At 65.1% G+C, this 18582-nt stretch carries 13 protein-coding genes; 4 read left to right on the top strand and 9 right to left on the bottom strand.

Going from position 1 to position 18582, the window contains the following annotated elements:
* Window positions 1-11: 11 nt before the first annotated feature.
* Together N0B15_RS10320 and N0B15_RS10315 are read left to right on the top strand one after the other, a co-directional pair.
* A complete protein-coding gene (locus N0B15_RS10320) occupies window positions 12-830 on the top strand; it encodes an RIO1 family regulatory kinase/ATPase domain-containing protein (protein ID WP_263019620.1) in 819 nt (272 codons plus the stop codon).
* Window positions 831-897: 67 nt separating this feature from the next.
* Window positions 898-2457 (top strand): aldehyde dehydrogenase family protein, encoded by a 1560-nt coding sequence (locus N0B15_RS10315; protein ID WP_263019619.1) that lies wholly within the window; start codon window positions 898-900, stop codon window positions 2455-2457.
* Between the two features lie 45 nt (window positions 2458-2502).
* Here N0B15_RS10315 and N0B15_RS10310 read toward each other — a convergent pair whose 3' ends face one another.
* The 5 genes from N0B15_RS10310 to N0B15_RS10290 all read right to left on the bottom strand — a co-directional run bounded on the left by N0B15_RS10310 (window position 2503) and on the right by N0B15_RS10290 (window position 5125).
* Window positions 2503-3081 carry a cupredoxin domain-containing protein gene (locus tag N0B15_RS10310; RefSeq protein ID WP_263019618.1) on the bottom strand — a complete coding sequence of 193 codons (579 nt, stop codon included), beginning with the start codon at window positions 3079-3081 and terminating at the stop codon, window positions 2503-2505.
* A gap of 236 nt (window positions 3082-3317) precedes the next feature.
* On the bottom strand, window positions 3318-4145 hold the full coding sequence (locus tag N0B15_RS10305; RefSeq protein WP_263019617.1) for a carbon-nitrogen family hydrolase: 828 nt from the start codon (window positions 4143-4145) through the stop codon (window positions 3318-3320).
* Complete coding sequence (locus tag N0B15_RS10300) at window positions 4142-4576, bottom strand: SRPBCC family protein (RefSeq protein WP_263019616.1); 435 nt, start codon at window positions 4574-4576, stop codon at window positions 4142-4144. Before N0B15_RS10300 ends, N0B15_RS10305 begins: the two co-directional genes overlap by 4 nt.
* 60 nt (window positions 4577-4636) lie before the next feature.
* Window positions 4637-4861 (bottom strand): DUF7123 family protein, encoded by a 225-nt coding sequence (locus tag N0B15_RS10295; RefSeq protein ID WP_263019615.1) that lies wholly within the window; start codon window positions 4859-4861, stop codon window positions 4637-4639.
* Window positions 4862-4936: 75 nt separating this feature from the next.
* Window positions 4937-5125 (bottom strand): DUF7525 family protein, encoded by a 189-nt coding sequence (locus tag N0B15_RS10290; RefSeq protein WP_263019614.1) that lies wholly within the window; start codon window positions 5123-5125, stop codon window positions 4937-4939.
* 119 nt (window positions 5126-5244) lie between these two features.
* Here N0B15_RS10290 and N0B15_RS10285 point away from each other — a divergent pair, with 119 nt between their 5' ends.
* A complete protein-coding gene (locus N0B15_RS10285) occupies window positions 5245-6495 on the top strand; it encodes an LEA/WHy family protein (protein ID WP_263019613.1) in 1251 nt (416 codons plus the stop codon).
* A gap of 59 nt (window positions 6496-6554) precedes the next feature.
* Here the strand turns inward: N0B15_RS10285 and N0B15_RS10280 are convergent, their stop codons facing one another.
* The 4 genes from N0B15_RS10280 to N0B15_RS10265 form a co-directional block, all read right to left on the bottom strand.
* Window positions 6555-7586 carry a phosphate signaling complex PhoU family protein gene (locus tag N0B15_RS10280; RefSeq protein ID WP_263019612.1) on the bottom strand — a complete coding sequence of 344 codons (1032 nt, stop codon included), beginning with the start codon at window positions 7584-7586 and terminating at the stop codon, window positions 6555-6557.
* Window positions 7587-7678: 92 nt separating this feature from the next.
* Complete coding sequence (locus N0B15_RS10275) at window positions 7679-8752, bottom strand: ATP-NAD kinase family protein (protein ID WP_263019611.1); 1074 nt, start codon at window positions 8750-8752, stop codon at window positions 7679-7681.
* A gap of 204 nt (window positions 8753-8956) precedes the next feature.
* Window positions 8957-9670 (bottom strand): competence/damage-inducible protein A, encoded by a 714-nt coding sequence (locus N0B15_RS10270; protein WP_263019610.1) that lies wholly within the window; start codon window positions 9668-9670, stop codon window positions 8957-8959.
* Window positions 9671-10033: 363 nt separating this feature from the next.
* A complete protein-coding gene (locus tag N0B15_RS10265) occupies window positions 10034-17854 on the bottom strand; it encodes a CARDB domain-containing protein (protein WP_263019609.1) in 7821 nt (2606 codons plus the stop codon).
* Window positions 17855-18126: 272 nt separating this feature from the next.
* On the opposite strand from N0B15_RS10265, the gene N0B15_RS10260 reads away from it, so the two are divergent.
* Window positions 18127-18480 (top strand): winged helix-turn-helix domain-containing protein, encoded by a 354-nt coding sequence (locus tag N0B15_RS10260; RefSeq protein ID WP_263019608.1) that lies wholly within the window; start codon window positions 18127-18129, stop codon window positions 18478-18480.
* Window positions 18481-18582 lie beyond the last annotated feature (102 nt).

Below are 18582 nucleotides of genomic sequence, written 5' to 3'. Positions count from 1 at the left end.
ACAGCCACGGCATGGACATCCGCCAGCTCGCTCGAGGCACCGTCGAGTGGTCGCGCATCGAGCGCGTCGTCCGCACGCTGGCGGAGCGCTACGGCCGCGAGGTCGTCCGCGTCGAGTTTCTCGAGGCGGACAACTGGCTCTCGACACCGTGTGTGATCGACGAGGAGTGGTTCGTCAAGATCGTCTCCCGGCAGAACGCCGCGGTCCACGGCCTGTTGACCGCGGGGCGCAACGTCGGGGCATTCTCCTCGGGCACCGAGGGCTTCTTCGACCGCTTCGATACGCCCCTCCAGATGGTCGAACACGAGTTCGAGGCGACGGTGCGCATGCGCGAGGTCGGTCTCAACGCACCCCGGCCCATCGAGGCGTTCGAGGTCAACGGTCTCGGCGTGCTCGTCCTCGAGTACCTCCCCGAGTTCCGGACGCTCGAGGACCTCGGCGCCGACGAACTCCGGACGCGGACGCCCGAACTGTTCGACATGCTCGCCCGACTGCACGCTCACGGACTCGCCCACGGCGACCTCCGCGGTGAGAACATCCTCCTGTGTGAGGACGACCTCTACTTCATCGACGCGACTCGCATCAGAGAGAGTTACGAGCGCGAGGCCCGCGGCTACGACCTGGCCTGTGCGCTCGCCGTCCTCGAGCCCAGAATCGGCGCTCGAGAGACGGTTCGACACGCGAGCGCGGTCTACGACTCGGTCGACCTCCTCTCGGCGCGGGAGTTTCTCGACTTCGTCAGCCTCCGCCCGGACCACGAGTTCGATTCGACGCAACTGCGGAGCGAAGTCGAGAAGGTCGTCGAACTGAGCGAACTCGGCGATCGCTGACCCGAGCGCGTCGCCGGACCCCGCTTCCGTCCCAGTCTTTTTGCTCTCACCGCCCGAATACCGTGGTATGAGCCACCAGCACACCGCCGGCGACCGCGAGTTCGGCCACTACGTCGACGGCGAGTGGGTCGACGGACGCGGTGAGACCTTCGAGAGCGAGAACCCGGCGACGGGCGAGACGCTCGCGACGGTCGCTCGAGCGACCGAACCCGAGGTCGACACCGCACTCGCTGCGGCCGAGGCGGCCTTCGAGGAGTGGCGCGCCCTGTCGTACATCGACCGCGCGGAGTTCCTCTGGGACATCTACCACGAACTGCGCGAGCGCCACGACGAACTCGGCGAGGTGGTCACCCTCGAGTGCGGCAAGGAGATCAGCGAGGGGAGAGCCGACGTCACGGAGGCCTGGCACATGGTCGAGTGGGCGGCGGGCAACGCCCGTCACCCCCACGGCGACGTGGTCCCCTCGGAGATTCCGGGCAAGGACGCCTACATGCGCCGGAAGCCCCGGGGTGTCGTCGGCTGTATCACGCCCTGGAACTTCCCGGTCGCCATCCCCTTCTGGCACATGGCCATCGCGCTCGTCGAGGGCAACACCGTCGTCTGGAAGCCCGCCGAACAGACCCCCTGGTGTGGCCAACTCATCGCCGAGATGATCGAGGACGCCGGTATTCCACCGGGGGTGTTCAACATGGTCCAGGGCTTCGGCGACGCCGGTGCGACCATCGTCGAAGATCCACGCGTCGACACCGTCCTCTTCACCGGCTCTGCGGAGGTCGGCCACGAAATCGGACGCAAAGTCGGCGGCGAACCCGGAAAGCTCGCCGCCTGCGAGATGGGCGGGAAGAACGCCATCGTCGTCACCGAACACGCCGACCTCGACCTCGCCGTCGACGCCGCGGTCATGTCCTCGTTCAAGACCACCGGCCAGCGCTGCGTCTCGAGCGAGCGCCTGATCGTCCACGAAGACCACTACGAGGAGTTCAGCGCCCGCTTCGTCGAGGTGGCCGAATCGATCGCCGTCGGCGACCCGCTCGATCCGGACACCTTCATGGGACCGGTGATCGAGGCGAGCCACGTCGAGAAGATACGCAAACACAACGAACTGGCCGTCCGCGAGGGGGCCGAGGTGCTCGTCGACCGCTTCGAACTCGGAGCCGACGAACTGCCGACGGCGGGCGGCGAGGGGAGCTTCGAGAACGGCCACTGGGTCGGCCCGTTCGTCTACGAGATCGAGTACGATCCCGACCTGCGCTGTCTGACCGAGGAGTGTTTCGGCCCGCACGTCGCCCTCCTCGAGTACAGTGGCGACATCGACCGCGCACTCGAGGTGCACAACGCGACGCCCTACGGGCTGGCGGGGGCGATCATCTCCGAGGACTACCGGCAGCTCAACGCCTTCAGAGACCGCGCCGAGGTCGGTCTCGCCTACGCGAACCTCCCGTGTATCGGCGCGGAGGTCCAGCTTCCCTTCGGCGGCGTCAAGAAGTCCGGCAACGGCTACCCCTCGGCTCGAGAGGCGATCGAGGCGGTCACCGAGCGGACGGCGTGGACGCTCAACAACGCCCGCGAGATCGAGATGGCCCAGGGACTCTCGGCGGACATCAAGACCACCGAAGAGCGCGACTGAACGGGCGCCGTCTGCGTCCCTCGAATCCGCTCGAGAGCCGTCACCCTACTCGCCGTCTTCGGTCCTGATCTCGAGGTCGCCGAGCATCGTCCCGATGTGGACTTCACAGACGTAGGCGACCATCTCCTCGCTCGCCTCGAACGTCAGCGTCTGGGTCTCGCCTTGCTCGTCGATGATCTCCGTCTGGTAGTCGTCGACGACCTCGTCGTTCTCGTCCCAGATCTCGATGTTGTGTGGCTCGCCGTCGGCGTTCTCCCACGTAACGTCGTACTCGCGCCCCTCGTAGAGGACGAGCGTCGGGTTCTCCTCGCCTTCGATCGCCGCTGGTTCGACGCCCTCCCAGCCGGGGGTGTAGCCGTCGAGAACGATCTCTTCGACGTCCTCCCACTCGTCGTCCGCGTCGTCAGCCGCTTCAGCCTCGTCGTCTTCTGCTTCGGTCTCGTCGTCTTCCGCTTCAGTCTCGTCCTCTTCTTCCGTCTCGTCGTCTTCTTCCGCCGGGGCGGGGTCGTCGGCCGCGTCGTCTTCCTCCGCTGGTCCTCCACATCCGGCGAGTGCTACCGAGACACCCGTCGCGGCGGCGATATGCAGCGCTCGTCGTCGAGTGAGGTACGCATCACGTTCCATACACTACCTAGTGGGCAGAGAGGGATAGTTCGATGCCAGACACTCGCTTGCTCGAGGCGCGTTCGAAAGGTGTGGCGAAGAGAGCGGACGTCCGCTCGTTCCCGGGAGACGAGCAGCGACGGGCCGGAGCGACGCGCAGTGCCGGTGTCGACGTGAAAAGCGTCGTTGTGTACCGGCAGCTACTCATTCGGGGGCAACTACTAAAAGACAGCGGGTTTCTCGCGTCACGTGACGCCTCACTCTCGGCGGTCGCGCAGTGCGGGAAACGTCTCTCGAACGCGCTCGACCCGGCCCGGATCGATCGTTGCGGTGACGAACGCCGGTTCGTCGCCGCTCGAGGCGACCGTCACGCCCCACGGATCGTAGACGCTCGAGCGCCCGAGCAGCGTCGTCTCGCCCATCGTCCCCGAGCCGTTGATCGTCGCCACGTAGCACTGGTTCTCGATGGCTCGCGCCCGCGAGAGCGTCTCCCAGTGTTCGACTCGCGGGTACGGCCACGCGCTCGGGACGAGGGCGAGCGTCGCGCCCGCGTCGACGAGTCGCCGGTAGAGCGCCGGAAACCGCAGGTCGTAACAGGTGGTCACGCCCACGGTGAAGCCGCCGAGTTCGGCGACCGCGACGCGTTCGCCCGGGACCAGTCGCTCGCTCTCGGCCGAGTCGTACCCGAAGAGGTGGTGTTTGCGGTAGACGAGACGCCGGTTCCCGTCGGCGTCGAACAGTACCGCGGTGTTCGCGAGTCCCGTCTCGGCGGGCGTCTCACCCGCCGTCTCCGCGAGGTCCTCGACGACGGTCCCCGCGAGGACGGCCACGCCGTGTTCGGCCGCCGCCCCGGCGAGGTGCTCGAGCGTCGGTCCCTCGAGTCCCTCTGCAGACCGCGCGTACAGGTCGAAGGCGAAGTAGCCGACGGTGAACAGTTCCGGGAGCGCGAGCAGGTCGACGCCACGGCTACCGGCGCGTTCGATCGCTTCGAGCGCACGCTCGAGGTTCCCCGCAACGTCACCGGCGACGACCTCGAGCTGGGCGAGTCCGAGCGTGAGCGTCGACGCTCCGTCGCTCTCGGTCATCGCTCGGCTTCGAGGTAGCGCTCGAGTCCGCGCCGGAGGTTCTCGAGTTCGCCGTCTAAGTTGCGTTTGAAGAAGGTCTCGACCCCCGGGACGCGTCCGTCGACGACGAACGTGTTCTCGAGTTTCGAGCCGGTCTCGGTGGGGACGATCCGGTGTTCGCCGACGACGCGCATGACCTTCGACTTCCCGACGAACTCGACGTACTCGGGTGGCGTTCGAATCACGTCCTCGGTCTCGACGGTGATGGTCTTTCGGACGAACGGAATCGGCAAGTCGACGTGCCAGGTCGCGCGGTGTCCCGCTGGGTCGTCGACGTCGAAGTCGCTGACGACGCTGATGGACTCGGCCCGTCGGGTCGGATCTGCGATGAACGCCCAGACGTGCTCCGGTGAGGCGGTAACTTCGAACGTACGCTCGACCCGAACGGTCATGGCAGTAGGTGCGGGTCTCAGCGGTAAAAAGACGGTGAAATCGTCGTCTGCGTAGATCGGTCAGCTCACCGTCACGCGCCACGTCGTCGACCGGGCACGACCCCACTTCTCGATGTCGACCTCGTCCGATTTCTCCGCGAGGTGGGGAAGTCTCGCACCGACCTGTTTCGACGAGAGACCGATCGCGTCCGCGATCTTCTTCGCCCGAAAGTACTGTTCACCCCGGGCTGCGCTCTCGCGGAGGTACGAGAGAATCCGCTGCTCTTCGTCAGAGTAGTCGCTCATCGTCGTGCCCTCTACTTAGACCTTCTCGGCCTTAACTGTTCTAGACGCTCTCTCCAGGCGATCACTCTGCGTAGATCACTCTGCGTAGACGTGAATGCCGACGACGGCCAGTACGGCGAACGTGATCGCGACGGCGAACGCCCAGCCGGCTTCCGCGGCCGGAGCGGCGGCGGCCATCCCGAACGCACCGAGTACAGCGATCGCTCCGAGTACCATCGCGAGTCCCACACCCTTGTCCGTCGTCGATTCCGTTGGTGCAGCCATACGCCGCCGTTCTCGTGCGGGTCCCTTAAGCGCACCCATTCTCGACCTCCGACGAACGTGACACCGCGACACCCACGAAGCATATACGTTCTGCGTCACTAGCGCTACGCTGATCAACCATGAGCCCACGCGTCGTCAGACGGGTCTTCCTCGGTAGTCTCGTCCGGATCGTCTCGACTATCACACTCTCACTCGGCGCACTGGCCGGCGGGGCCTTCGCGACGGGTCTGATCGGACTCCCTGCACTCGAGCGCGTCGACAACGAGTTCGGCGAGGTCACCGACGAGCGGACCGAGATCGTCACCCACCTGACGGTCACCAACCCGAACCCGGTCGGTCTCTCGAGTGTCGACCTCGCGGCGACCTACACCGTCTCGATGAACGGGGTCCCGCTCGCCGAGGGCCGGACCGACTCGCTCGCCCTCGAGCCCGGCACCTCGAGTGAGACGCTCACCACCTGGATGGCGAACGACCGGATCCCGGACTGGTGGGTCACGCACATCGAACGTGGCGAGGTCAGCGAGGCGGTCGTCGAGGCCGAAATCTCGAGCGGCGCGCTCGGGCGGGCGACGCGCGTCTCGAACACCCAGCCAGTCGAGACCGACCTCGTCTCGTCGTTCGACTCCGACGAACGCCGTCCGATCGACGCGAACAGCCCCCTCGTCAGCGATCCGCTGCTCTACGTCGAGCGGACGCGGGCGAACTGGAGCGGCGTCGACGACCGTCACACCGAACTCGATCTCCGCTTCGACCTGTACAACCCACAGGCCTACGACGTCCCGATCACCAGACTCGGCTACGAGATTTCGATGAACGACGTCGTCGTCGGCGACGGCGAGAGCGCCCGCGAGTACCTCCTGCGCGCCGGGCGAACCACGACCGTCGAGACGACGACGCGGATCGTCAACGGCCACCTCGACGACTGGTGGGTCTCCCACCTCCAAAACGGCGAGGTGACCGACCTCCGCATCGAGTTCGACGCCCGCGTTCGGGTACTCGGCACGACGATCAGCCTCCCGCTCGAGGCACTCACTTACGAGGAGACGATCGAGACCGACATTCTGGGGACCGACGACGAACCGGACGACGGCACCGAGCGGGCGACGAACGAGGGGGACGGAAGCGAGCGGGGAGCGGACGACTCCGATGGGGACGGAGGCGAACGGGCCGCTGGCGACTCGGAGGCGGAGGACTCGAGTGACGACTCAGATACCGGCTCCGATGGAGACGGAGGCGAACGGGCCGCTGGCGACTCAGAGGTGGAGAACTCGAGTGACGGCTCTGAGGCGGACGGCTCCGATGGGGACGATTCCACCGACGGCGGTCTCCTCTCCGGCCTGCCCCTCTCGAGCGACGGCGGGCGTCACTGACACACATCGAGTGGAATCCCGCGACGGTAGTCGTGTGGAGGATGTCAACCAGTCGGCGATCAGTTGATCGTCATGTGCTCGGACTCTTCGTTGAGCGCGAGGTTCGCCGCGATTTCGGCGTTTCGCATGGCGTAGCCTGCCGTCTGCTCGAGGCTGACGAGCACTTCACGGACCTGAAGGAGGCTCTCGTTGTCCATCTCCGGGAGGCTCGAGAGGATCTCACGTTCGCGGTTGCTGATCTCGTGGAACATCCGTCGCACCGTAATCGTCAGGTCGTAATCACGCTCGACGGCGGCTTCGACCGCGAGCGAGGTGATCTCGTCGACCTCGTCGGTCAGCTCGCGAATCTCGCGCATGACCGAGTTGTCGACGTCGAGCGTGTGGCCGTCGGTCTCCATCACGATGTCGGCGATGTCTTCGGCGTTGTCCGCCGTCAGCTCGAGGTTCTTCGAGATCGACCGGTAGCCGATGAGCGGAAAGCCGGTGTCGAGACCGACCGCTCGAGCGAGGTTCGGGTTCTGGTACGCGGTGAAGATCAGCCGGAGCAGGAGGACGAAGATCTTGTTCGCCTGGCGTTCGCGGTTCAACGCCCGCTGTGCGAGGTCCGGGTTGCCGTGAGCGAGCGCCTTGATCGCCTCCCCGCGCATGGTCCGGCCGGTTCGCTCGAGTCGCTCTAGCAGGTTGTCGAGGGTGAAGTCCTCGGGGTCGACCGAACAGCGAATGGAGATGCTCTCGGGGGTCTCCTCGATGACGCCGAGACCCATCAGTTGCGTTTCGGCGCTGTAGACGGCGTTGATGTGATCGGAACTGAGTGCGCCGTCGTCGGTCTCGATGCGGATCACGCGCCGGCCCAGGACGTACTGAGCGACGATTGCGCGCTCGACGGCATCGGCATCCAGATCGTCGGCGTGAATAATCGCCTCCGTCTCCTCCGAACTCGCCGACTCCGGCATCACCGTCAGCGTCCCCTTCCCGCTCATCCGAATCGAAACCTCGTCCCCCTTCTCGACGCCCTGTGCCGATGCCCACTCGGCGGGCAACGTCATCGCGAGCGTCGACGGACCGAGTCGCTGTACTTTCCGCGTTTCCATAACCAGCCGTAGGATTGGAGTCACCTTAATCTTGACTATATGCCCATTAATCTGGACTGCTGTCGTAATACGACTAGGTGACAGTTCGCGATCTACACAATGGTAACCAATCGCGTGGTGAACCGTCCAGTTCGAACCCGCGTCCACCCACGGAGCGCCTCGTTCGTCTCCTCGTCGTCCGTATCGACCCGGAGCGCGTCGAGACCGTCGAGTTTCGCCTCCGAGGCGACGATTTCGATCTCGCGCACGCGCTCGAGGACGGCCGGTGAGAGCTGGTGGTTGCCCCGCCCGAAGACGAACCCCTGGCCACCGATCGGCGAGACGACGACGACGGCTGGTTCCTCGAGCACGGCGAGGATCTCGGCTTCGGAGGCGTCTCGAGCGAGGAGTTCGCCGTCGCGCCAGACGTCGACGCCGAGCGGGGAGGCGTCGATACCGAGTTCGGCTTCGATCTCGCCGACGGTACTCCCGGGACCGAAGACGTAGGTCGTTCCCGCTTCGATCTCGCTCGCGAAGCCGCGGGCGAGCGCCTCGACGCTCCCGCTCGCGAGTTGCTTACTCGACTGGAGCGTCGGCGCGACGGGAACGCGGGCGAGCGCTCGCAACTCCGCTCGGACCTCGCCCTGGCGGTAGGCGTCCTCGTCGATGTCGTTGACCTCGCGGCCCTCGACGCGCTCGAACTCGGCGGCGATCCGACCCGCCTCTGTCGGCGTCACTGCGAACACCGACGAGTAGACTTTGACGCCCGCGGGCACGCCGAGCATCGGCGTCTCCACGTCCGCCTCCTCGAGCGTCTCGGCGACGTCGACGGCGGTGCCGTCGCCGCCGGTGAACACCACGAGGTCGACGTCGTACTCGAGCAACCGACGGACGGTCTCTCGCGTGTCTTCGGCGCTCGTCTCGTTCCCGTCGTCGGGTTCGTAGACGACCGTCGGCTCGAACCCCGCCGCCCGCGCGGCGTCTTCACCCATCACGCCCCCCGCAACGTACACCTCGAGGTCGGGGCGTCGACGGGCCAGCGACTCGAGCGCCTCGCGTGCTCGCCCCGGCGCTCGTGGCGTCGCCCCGCGCTGGCGTGCCTCCTCGAGTTTCCCGTCGGTTCCCTTCAGTCCGACTCGCCCGCCCATTCCGGCGATCGGGTTGACGACGACGCCGATCCTGTCCATGGGCGGGCTACGCACCATCGGTGGAAAAGGGGTGTGGCACGGACGGTCTTTCTGAACCGTTAAGAGGGCGGCGCACAGAGCGGCGTACATGAACGACTTCGCTCCCGTACTCGACGCGGAAACGGCACTGCCACCGGAAGCCAACTGGGCGGTTCTCGGTCTCGCCGTCGTGCTCACGCTGGCCTGGCTCGTCTACGTCTACCGCTAGTCTCGCGTACTGGGGGACTCCGCGTCGGGACCGTCGACTCGTGAGCGGAGCCACGCGGCCGCCTCGGCCGTCGTCTCTGCATCGGTACTCTCGATCGAGATCCGGACTCCCTCGCCGGGATAGCTCCCGACGCTCACGTCGAAGTGCGCTTGCAACTCGTCGAGACGCTCGAGGAGCGCGCTCTCGGGTTCGTCGGCGAGTACCTCCTCGTAGTAGCGCCGCTCGCCGGCGAACTCCTCGGCGACCGTCTCGAACATCGCTCGCATCTCGCCCGGGACGCCCGGGAGGACGTAGACCGACTCGAGCACCGCCCCCGGCGCGACGCCGACCTCGTTGTGGAGTGCGCGCGCCCCACGCGGGAGGTGTGCGGTGCCCTCGGTCAGCCCCTCGCGCGTGTAGCCGCCCTCGGTGGTGAGCCACTCGAGCGCCTCCTCGTGGAGTTCGAGGTCGCTGTCGAAGGCGGCCGCGATGGCGTCCATCGTCACGTCGTCGTGGGTGGGTCCGAGACCGCCGGTGACGACGACGCCGTCGTAGCGCTCGTTGTACGCGTCGACCGTCTCGGCGATGTCTCCGACCCGGTCGGGAACCGTGACGACGCGTTCGACGCGCGCGCCTCGCTCGTGGAGGCGCTCACAGAGCCACGACGCGTTCGTGTTCACCGTTCGGCCCGCCAGGAGTTCGTCACCGACCGTGACGATCGCGACGTTCATACCCCCCGTTTGCGCCGACGGGCCAAATGCGTCTCGTCGGCTCGCGGGCGGTGTTCGGAGAAGGCTGTTCCAGCGGTATGCGTCAGACAGAGGCCAGTTTCTGCCGGTTCGGGCTTCGACGGTTTTGAAGCAGTTGGCGAACCCGCTCGTTCGCGTGTATCCCGTGGAAGGGGCGTTTGTCGGCGTTTCGAAGGTCGTGTCGTTCGTCTCGAAATCGAGTGCCTCGACGGTGGTGGGCGGTGTGGGGCTACGGGCCGGAGTCGACGAGAGCCACGGGGTCTTCGACATCGTGTTTCTGAGTGAGTTTCTCCGTCGTCGACGACGTGGTCACCGAATCAGCGGCTCAGAAGGGAGACGAGAGAGCTACGCCATGTTGAACACCGCGACGATGTCTGCGAAGCCCACGCGGCCGTCGCCGATCACGTCGAACGCCTCGATGTTCTCCTGAATCGCCTCGCTCTGTAGATTTTCGAAGAAGAGTACGGCGTCATCGTACCCGACCGTCCCGTCTCCGGTGAAGTCGACGTACAGGCCGTCGCCGGTTGGGTCGTACGCCGTGATCCCGTTCACGTCGATGCCGTCGGCTTCTTCGCTGTCGTCGACGGTCACCGGTTCGGAGACGACGGCGTCGTCCGTCACGACGACTGCGTCGTACTCACCGGTGTCGGCCGTGGTCGTCTCCCACTCGAGCGTGACTGTGTTCGTCGCATCCGCTTCGAGCACGAGCGTCCGCGCGTCGCGGACCTCGCCGCCGATCTCGAGGATGACCGTCTGTTCGCCCGCAGCGGTGCCGGTGTTCTCGACGGTCGCGGTAACCGTCAGCGTCTCACCGGTCTCGATTGGGGTGTTCGTCTCGAGTGCGTCGACGACGAAGACCGCTTCAGCGACAGCGTCCACCGTGATCGGTTCGCTCGCGCTGTCGTCGTCGCTCGAGACGGTGATATCGTGGTCGCCGACGTCGTCGTCGCCGGTCTCCCACTCGAGCGTGACCGTTTCAGTCTCGTCGGGGTCGAGGCTGACGGTCCGTGTGTCGCGGACCTCGCCGCCGACCTCGAGCGACACCGTCTGTTCCCCGGCGGCGGTGCCGGTATTCTCGACGGTTGCGGTGACTGTGAGGGTGTCACCCGCTTCGACGGGGGCGTTCGTCTCGAGCGCGGCCACGACGAGTTCGGCCTGGCCTGGTTCGTCGACTACCACGGTCTCGGTGGTGCTATCGTTTCCGACGGAGACGGTGAGGTCGTACTCACCGGCGGTTTCCGTCCTCCACTCGAGCGCGACCGTGTCCGTCTCACCGGGGTCGAGGCTAACAGCCCGTGAGTCTGACTCCTCGCCACCGACCTCGAGCGTCACAGCCGTTTCACCGGCGGCGTCGCCGACGTTCTCGACCGTCGCAGTCACCGTCACCGTCTCCCCGGCATCGATTGGAGTGGTGAGGTCGACTCCCTCGAGTGCGAACACACTCTCGGGGGGCAGTTCGACGGCCACCGTCTTGGTGACGGTCTCGTCGTCGCTCGAGATCGTCACCTCGTGGTCTCCGGCGTCGTCGTCGCCGGTCTTCCACTCGAGTGTGACCGAGTCAGTCTCGTCGGGGTCGAGACTGACGGTCCGTGTATCGCGGACCTCGCCACCGACCTCGAGCGCCACCGTCTGTTCTCCGGCGGCGGTGCCGGTGTTCTCGACGGTCGCAGTAACCGTCAGCGTCTCACCCGCTTCGACCGGAGCGTTCGTCTCGAGTGCGTCGACGACGAACACCGCCTCGGCGACGGCTTCGACCGTGATCGGTTCGCTCGCGCTGTCGTCGTCGCTCGAGATCGTCACCTCGTGGTCTCCGGCGTCGTCGTCGCCGGTCTTCCACTCGAGTGTGACCGAGTCAGTCTCGTCGGGGTCGAGACTGACGGTCCGTGTATCGCGGACCTCGCCGCCGACCTCGAGCGTCACCGTCTGTTCTCCGGCGGCGGTGCCGGTGTTCTCGACGGTCGCAGTAACCGTCAGTGTCTCACCCGCTTCGACCGGAGCGTTCGTCTCGAGAATCTCGAGGGAGAATTCGGGCGTCTCTTCGGCCATGTCTCCGACGTGACCGAGTGTGCCGAGCGTGACCCGGGAGTCGTCGCTGGTGTGATCACCTTCGGTACTCAGCGCGTAGAGCACCCCGTTGAGTGAGCCGACGTAGAGCGTCCCGTCGGCGACTGTCGGTGCGGATTCGACGCCTTCACTTACGACGTGGCGCCAGTGGTACGCGCCGGTTTCGGTATCGAACGCGTGGACGTACCCCGAAAAGTCGCCAACGTACACCGTTCCGCCAGCGACCGTGGGTGACGACGACATGGTACTGTGGACGTGACCGTCACCGACCCAGCGCTGTTCGCCCGTGTCCGCGTCGATCGCGTACAACCCGCGGAGGACCCCGTCGGCGAGGCCGGTTCCGACGTAGACGACCCCGTCGGCTACCGTCGGTGTAGACAGGAGGCTCGTGTTGGTGTCGACCGTCCACACTATCTCACCGGAACTCGCATCGACCGCATACAGGGTTCCTGCCGCCGTTCCTGCGTAGACGGTCCCGTCTGCGACCGTCTGTGACGGGAGCACGTCACCGTCGGTCTCGAGCTCCCACACTTCGGTTCCGGTCTGTGCGTCGATCGCGTAGAGGTGGCCCTCGTCGTCGGCTCCAGCACCGGCGCCGACGTACACCGTACCATCGACGACAGTCGGTGACGAATCGATCGCTCCCTCCCGTGAGAACACCCACTCGTTGGTACCCGTCTCGGCGTCGATCGCGTACAGGACGTTCCCACCGAGATAGACCGTCCCGTCTGCAACCGTCGGGGACGACGTGATCGGCTGGAACGTGTTGTACGCCCACTGGAGTCCGCCCGTCGACGCGTCGAGCGCGTAGAGTCCCCCGTCCATCGAGCCGACGTAGACGGTGCCGTCTGCAACCGTCGGGGAGGAGTAGATCGGTCCATCCGTTGTGACACCCCAGACGCCCTCCCCGGTGTCGGCATCGACTGCGAACAGCTGGTTGTTGAGCGTCCCGATATAGACCAGTCCATCGACGATCGTCGGTGAACTCACGATCTGGCCGCCCGTCTGGACTCCCCACACCCGTTCACCTCCTTCCCGCACCGTGACTGCCTCGCTAGCAGTGTCCCCGGCGAGTTCGACGACGAACGCTCCGTCTACGCCCGTGTCGGGCGCAACGACGTCGATCTCTCGAGTGGCCGTCTCACCGGCGGCGATGTCGAACACTGCTGCACCGATCGGCTGTGTGCCGTCGGTGTAGCCGGTGAGACTGACGGTTCCGACGCCGACGAAGCGGTCGGAACCATCGTTCGTCACCGTCACCGGAACCGAGTGGGTCGAGGCGACGTCGATCGCATCCGGTGTGTCGATGGTGTCGATCGAAACCGGACCGGAACCGGACGATTCGACTCCGACAGCAGTCACCGACCGAGCACCGACACCACCTGCCTGGGCCGTGTAGACGACGGCCGATCGGTTCATCGGCGCGGTCGTTTCGACCGTTACCGTCGTCTCGTCTCTCGCGTCCAGCGATACCCGTTCGGAGGCGATTTCGACACCGTCAGCCGAGAACTCGACGGCACTCGAGACCGCCTCGAATGCGTTATTTCGAACGACAGCGTCTATCGTGACTGACTCACCCGGTTCGACACCGTCCGGGAGTTCCACCGAGTCGACGACGAGGTCGGGTGACAGCCGTACGGCTCCTGTCAGCTCGTAGCCGCTAGTGAAGATCACTTCGTGCGTCTCCGCTTTGTAGCCCGGTTTCGAGACGATGAGTGCCTGTATCGAGGTCAGTTCGACTCGAGCCTCACCGTTCGCGTCCGTCGTCGCTAAATCCGTGAACGAAGTGATGGTCACGTCTTCGAGCGGCTCGCCCGTCAGGTCGTCGTAGACACGCATATCGATGGCAGCGAGTGTTTCGGTATCGACCTCGTCGACCTCGTCGACGGTACGGTCGATCGCCGTCCTCGCGTCAGACTGTTCGACCACGTCGAAGTGGAGCGTCTGGTCGACCGAGACGTCTGAGAGCGGGACCAACACCGTCGTGAGATGTGTCGTCGTCCCCTCGAGCGGCGGCAGCTCGAGTGTCTTCTCGCCCAAGAACTCCCCGTCGTCGTGGTCGGTCACCGTAATCGTGGCGTTCGTCGCGAACGGTTCGTAGTTGGTGACGCCCACACGCGCGTACGTCCCGTCTTCGGTATCGTAGCGTTCGACCGACTGGTACGTGATCGGGTGGTGGAGACGGATATCGGGCGTGAACAGCCGTGTCGTGAGCTCGCTGAGCGCCGGGCTGGACGTCACCGCGGGCACGGTGCCCTCGGGATCGATCGTCACGCGGTCGAGCGCGCTCGTGTTGAACGCAGAGAGGTCGACCGGAATCGCAGCCGTCTCGGTCGCCCCTGCGGCGACGTCGAGGCTCACGTTCGTCGTCCAGCCGTCGCCGTCGTCGATCCGGACCGGCACGGCGCTCACGTTGACGCCGCCGCGGTTCTCGACACCGACGGTCAGCGTCGCGTTCGTCTCCGAGTGCATCTCACCCTCGGCGGCGGTGACCACCAGGTTCGGCGAGCCGAGTCGGAGGTCGGCCCGCTGCGTGTACCACTCGTCGGACGCGCCCGCCTCGAGCGAGACGGTGACGGTTCCGCTCTCGGGAACGGTGACCGCGAGTGGGACCGTCACGGTTTCGTTGTGTCCGAGCGCGTCGACGGTCTCGCGCGTGAGTTCGTCGTCGCCGTCGGTGACGACGATGGCAACCGGGTCGTCGCTGGCGCCACCGACGTTTCGGACGGTCGTGTCGACCGTCACGGTCTCGCCTGCGGCCGCGTCGGTCGGCCCGGCGGCGTCGAGGGTGTACGCCGGAGCGAACGCCTCGCTCGTCACGAAGACGTCGTTCCGGTTCTCGATACCCGGCTCCTGGACGGCGTAGGCCGCGGTGAACCCGTCGTCACCGAGGATGGCGTCGGCCTGCCAGATCGTCAGGTCCTCGTCGGGACCACCGACGAAGCGGTGGTCGCCGCTCCACTCGCCGTCGACGGCCTGACGGTACAGCAGGTCGCTCGTGTTCTGGAAGCCGGGCGCACCCCGGTAGAGCAACAGCGACTCGTCGCCGTCGGCACGCAAGACGAGTTCGCCGATCCCCGCCAGATCGGGGTCGGTCTCGAGGCGCTGGACGTCCGATCCGTCGGCGTGTTCGAGCGCCGACTCGCCGCCGTCGTTCCAGGTCCAGACGAGTTCGCCCCCGTCGACGGCGTGGTCGCCGTACTGTTCGAGGGCGTACTCGTGTGCGCCGTCGCGGTCGAAGCCGTCGTCGTCGACGGCGCCGTGGGCGAGCGTTCCGGACTCGGTGACGTTGGCCGCCGACTCGAAGTAGGCCAGGTCGAACGTGCCGTCGGCGCGGCTGCCGACGGCCGGGAGCGAGGCGTTCTCGATCGATCCCTCCCGGATCTGGTCGGCGTCCGCGTCGAAGAGGCGGTACTCGACGGTGGCGTTCTCGATGTCGAGGCGGTCGTCGTTGGCGTGGTGCATCCAGGCGACGAGCCAGCCCTCCTCGCTCGCAGCGGCGACGGGTGCCCGCTCGAGGGCGCCGGTGTCGCTGACGATCGTCGGCTCACTCCAGGTGTCGCCGTCGAAGTGCGCGGTGACGATCTCGAGGTGTGGGGCAGCCTCCTCGGGACCCGAGAGCTGGCTCGCATCGGCGTCGATGCGCGACCAGACGGCGAACAACTCGTCGGTGTCCGCACGGCTGACGAGCGTCGGATCGAAGTCGTGGCGGTCGGTGTCGGTGAGGTCGACGACCTCACCCCAGCCGGTACTCTCGTCGTAGTGACGGAACCGAATGTCGTGGCCGTCTTCGACCGCCGCGCCCTCCTCGAGCGAACTCCAGACGACGGCGTGGCCGTCGGGCGTCGCCGCGATCGATGGTTCGCTGTCCTCGTAGGGGCGGTCGGTGAGTCTGTCCGTATCGCTTCCGAGAACGGAGGGGCTGTCAGACGACAGCGGTTGCAGCGTCCCCGCATCGACTGCGGGCACGTCGGGGAGTGGCTGGGCACCGGTCGGTGAGACGACCGACCACTCCGTACTCTCACCGGCGTCGCCAGACCTCGAGATGGTCTGTTCGTTCAGCGCCCCTCCCTCGAACGAGTGGGTCGAGAGCGAGTTGGTGCCCGGTACATTCCCGGTATATAGATGTAGGTCGAGAAGCTCTTCATCGAAATCGCCGCTCCAAAAATACACTTTGTATCCGCCTCTGACGCCAAGGTAGAATTCCACCTCGGCTCCGTCTACCGGAATTCCACCGGAGCCCTCTTTGAAGTAGATGTCTGGGCTTCCACCACCATAGATCTCGCCGTGAGCGGATGCACCGAAAGCGGACCCTTCGATCTTACCATATGCCTCGATGTCGCCACCGACACTCATGCTCACTATCTCGATGTCTTCGTTATTTTCGTACTGTATTCTGAGCACCACGGCGATGTGGGCGCTGGCATCGATACCTCCAATACCATCTCTCTCGTACACGGGTTCCCCACCTCCTCCCGACCGCCCTCCACCGAGCCATCTCGGCAGTCGTACTTTTCTATCTAGTTTCGCTTCGGCCGTCCCGTCGCCTCCCTGGTACTGTACGCCATCGAAGTCCATCTGCTCTTCTCCCTCTACTGAGAATCCTTTGCCGAGCAGACTGACGCCAGCACCAACTTCGGTCTGACCAGTTAAGTCACCCGTTGGTGTCAATACCATGAGTATCATCTCTTCTTTTGCATGAACAGAGAACGACTCATCGTCGACCGTTCCTGGAATTCCCGCCCAGTGAGCTTCGTACGCGTCCCCCGCAATCCACAGTTCACACGCATCTCCTTCGGGCCACGATCCATCGAGTTCACACCACTCGTCTGAAGACTCTATAAAGAAATGTGAGGACAACGTCTCGACCCAGGCTGGGTCGACGAACATCGCACTGTCGGTCGTCTTCTCAGCCACTGCGCCATCGTCGAACTCCGCGACGACCTCGACCGGCCGGCCGTCGCGCACCTCGAGCGGTGCGCGGAAGTCGTTTAGACCAACCTCGACGGCCTCGACGCCGTCGACGGTCACCGACGTGAGGCTGCGTTCGGTCTCCGTCGACGTGACCTGGTAGTAGTCCTGGTTCTGGCTCGCTTCGGCCAGCCACTCGTCGCCGAAAGCGCGCTCAACCTCGAGATTCACGACGGTGAGTTCCGTCTCGTGTGTTGGGCCGTCGACCGGCCAGAAGTCGTAGGTTCCGGGTTCGTCGAAGACCAGCGTGAACTCCTCGCCGGTTGCCGTCGTGTCGTCGTCGAACTCCCACCGATGTTCGTAGTCGAGAATCCTGAAGGGGTTACACGCCCTGATCGTCACCGGCTCACCAGCGACAGCGACGTCCTGGTCGATATAGACGCTCTCTTCCTCCCAGTTCGGCCACTGGTTTTCTACCCTGTGTTCCCACCAGCCCATACTCGGCTGGTGTTGAGGATACGGTGGCAAATCACACCCATGCGAAAAAGCATAGCTGACGGGAACCGGGTCAGGGTCTTCGTCCAGGCCACTGGGGACGGTAACCGAAAAACTGTGTTCGATGCCGCGGGTAAGCCGGTCACCAAACGGAGCGGTCGACAGATCTACCGTTCCTGTATACTCTCCGGGATAGAGCGGATCAGAGAGCCAGATTCCGTCCGACCCTGTCTCTCCCTCACCCCCTGGCCCGAGATCCACCGTCGCGCCGGGAATCGGTTTCCACTCGGTGACCAGGTTGCCGGTCGCTGGCGTTGGCATATCCGGCTGGAGAACAGTCACCTCCACCGGTGCCGGATTGTCGCTGAACGTGGTGAACCCACTGGTGTCTCTGCTGGTCGTCTCCTCCGGTGTCGGTCCCGAGGTGAAGTGCTCCAGAGAGAGGTTCGCTGCCGTCTCGTTCGGCGCTATCGGAACGACGTGCTCGAGAGAGTCGTTCGCCCCCTCGATGAGGACGAACGTGGCGTTGCTCGAGTCCTCGTCGAGGACCACCGGATCAACGACACCGTCGTCGACGGCCGCACCGCCGGAAACACTCGCTAGACCGACGAACAGTACACCGAGAAGTGCTATCAGGACGATTCGACTCGACTCGACGGGGACGAACCCACCCAGGGGTCCCCACGACTTACGCATCCAGCCTCCGGGAGCGGTGTCCGGTGCTCGTCCGTTCGGTGCCGCGCGATCTCAGTAAAAATACATCACAATTTGCCCGAAAGTAACTGTGCATACAGCCACAACACCGGCAACCACTGATAACTATTTTCGTTGAAAAATAATATAATATAATCAAAGAAGATCGCGGTTGGTACTCGTTCTGCTCTCTGCGCAGCGTCGCTCGTGTATATAATACGGTACGTCTGGCAACCACAAGATTCACTTTTGATAATTGGCTACGTTGTACCGTGATGCCACGTGGTGGATGGACAGCGGAACAAGAACCGAACACACTCCTCTCGGCGTTGGGCAGTAAGTACAGCGCCGAGATCCTCTGCGCAGCGGGCACCCCGAAGTCCGCACAGGCGCTGAGCGAAGACATCGAGATCCCGATCGCGACCTGTTACCGTCGCATCGAAGAACTCGTCGACGCCGGTCTCCTCGAGTGCGAGGGGCGGACGCTCTCCGACGAAGGGCGACGGACCAACATCTACCGACGGACGGTCGACGAGATCGAGGTCAACTTCAGCAGCGACACTCCCCGGTTCTCGCGTAAGCGACGGACGGAGGCGAGAAACAGACTCGAAGACCAACTCGAGGACTGATCGGCTTCTCGTGTGTCCCGATGGGTCGGCTACTGGCGAGTCTCTTCTCCACGCTCGTCCGTCGGCATCCCACAGCGCTCCCGTACGCCCGCCCGTTGACAC

Origin of the sequence: Natronobiforma cellulositropha (genome assembly GCF_025629245.1) — an archaeon.
Lineage (GTDB): Archaea > Halobacteriota > Halobacteria > Halobacteriales > Natrialbaceae > Natronobiforma > Natronobiforma cellulositropha.
Note: the sequence above shows the minus strand (reverse complement) of the source record. Positions and strands in the feature narration are given on the sequence as shown.

Bases quoted from the DNA above. Each gene is read 5' to 3' on its own strand.
- N0B15_RS10310 (WP_263019618.1), bottom strand. From the start codon at position 3,081: ATGGAACGTGATGCGTACCTCACTCGACGACGAGCGCTGCATATCGCC.
- N0B15_RS10305 (WP_263019617.1), bottom strand. From the start codon at position 4,145: ATGACCGAGAGCGACGGAGCGTCGACGCTCACGCTCGGACTCGCCCAG.
- N0B15_RS10300 (WP_263019616.1), bottom strand. From the start codon at position 4,576: ATGACCGTTCGGGTCGAGCGTACGTTCGAAGTTACCGCCTCACCGGAG.
- N0B15_RS10270 (WP_263019610.1), bottom strand. From the start codon at position 9,670: ATGAACGTCGCGATCGTCACGGTCGGTGACGAACTCCTGGCGGGCCGA.
- N0B15_RS10320 (WP_263019620.1), top strand. From the start codon at position 12: ATGGACATCCGCCAGCTCGCTCGAGGCACCGTCGAGTGGTCGCGCATC.
- N0B15_RS10285 (WP_263019613.1), top strand. From the start codon at position 5,245: ATGAGCCCACGCGTCGTCAGACGGGTCTTCCTCGGTAGTCTCGTCCGG.
- N0B15_RS10280 (WP_263019612.1), bottom strand. From the start codon at position 7,586: ATGGAAACGCGGAAAGTACAGCGACTCGGTCCGTCGACGCTCGCGATG.
- N0B15_RS10295 (WP_263019615.1), bottom strand. From the start codon at position 4,861: ATGAGCGACTACTCTGACGAAGAGCAGCGGATTCTCTCGTACCTCCGC.
- N0B15_RS10275 (WP_263019611.1), bottom strand. From the start codon at position 8,752: ATGGACAGGATCGGCGTCGTCGTCAACCCGATCGCCGGAATGGGCGGG.
- N0B15_RS10315 (WP_263019619.1), top strand. From the start codon at position 898: ATGAGCCACCAGCACACCGCCGGCGACCGCGAGTTCGGCCACTACGTC.
- N0B15_RS10290 (WP_263019614.1), bottom strand. From the start codon at position 5,125: ATGGCTGCACCAACGGAATCGACGACGGACAAGGGTGTGGGACTCGCG.
- N0B15_RS10265 (WP_263019609.1), bottom strand. From the start codon at position 17,854: ATGCGTAAGTCGTGGGGACCCCTGGGTGGGTTCGTCCCCGTCGAGTCG.
- N0B15_RS10260 (WP_263019608.1), top strand. From the start codon at position 18,127: ATGCCACGTGGTGGATGGACAGCGGAACAAGAACCGAACACACTCCTC.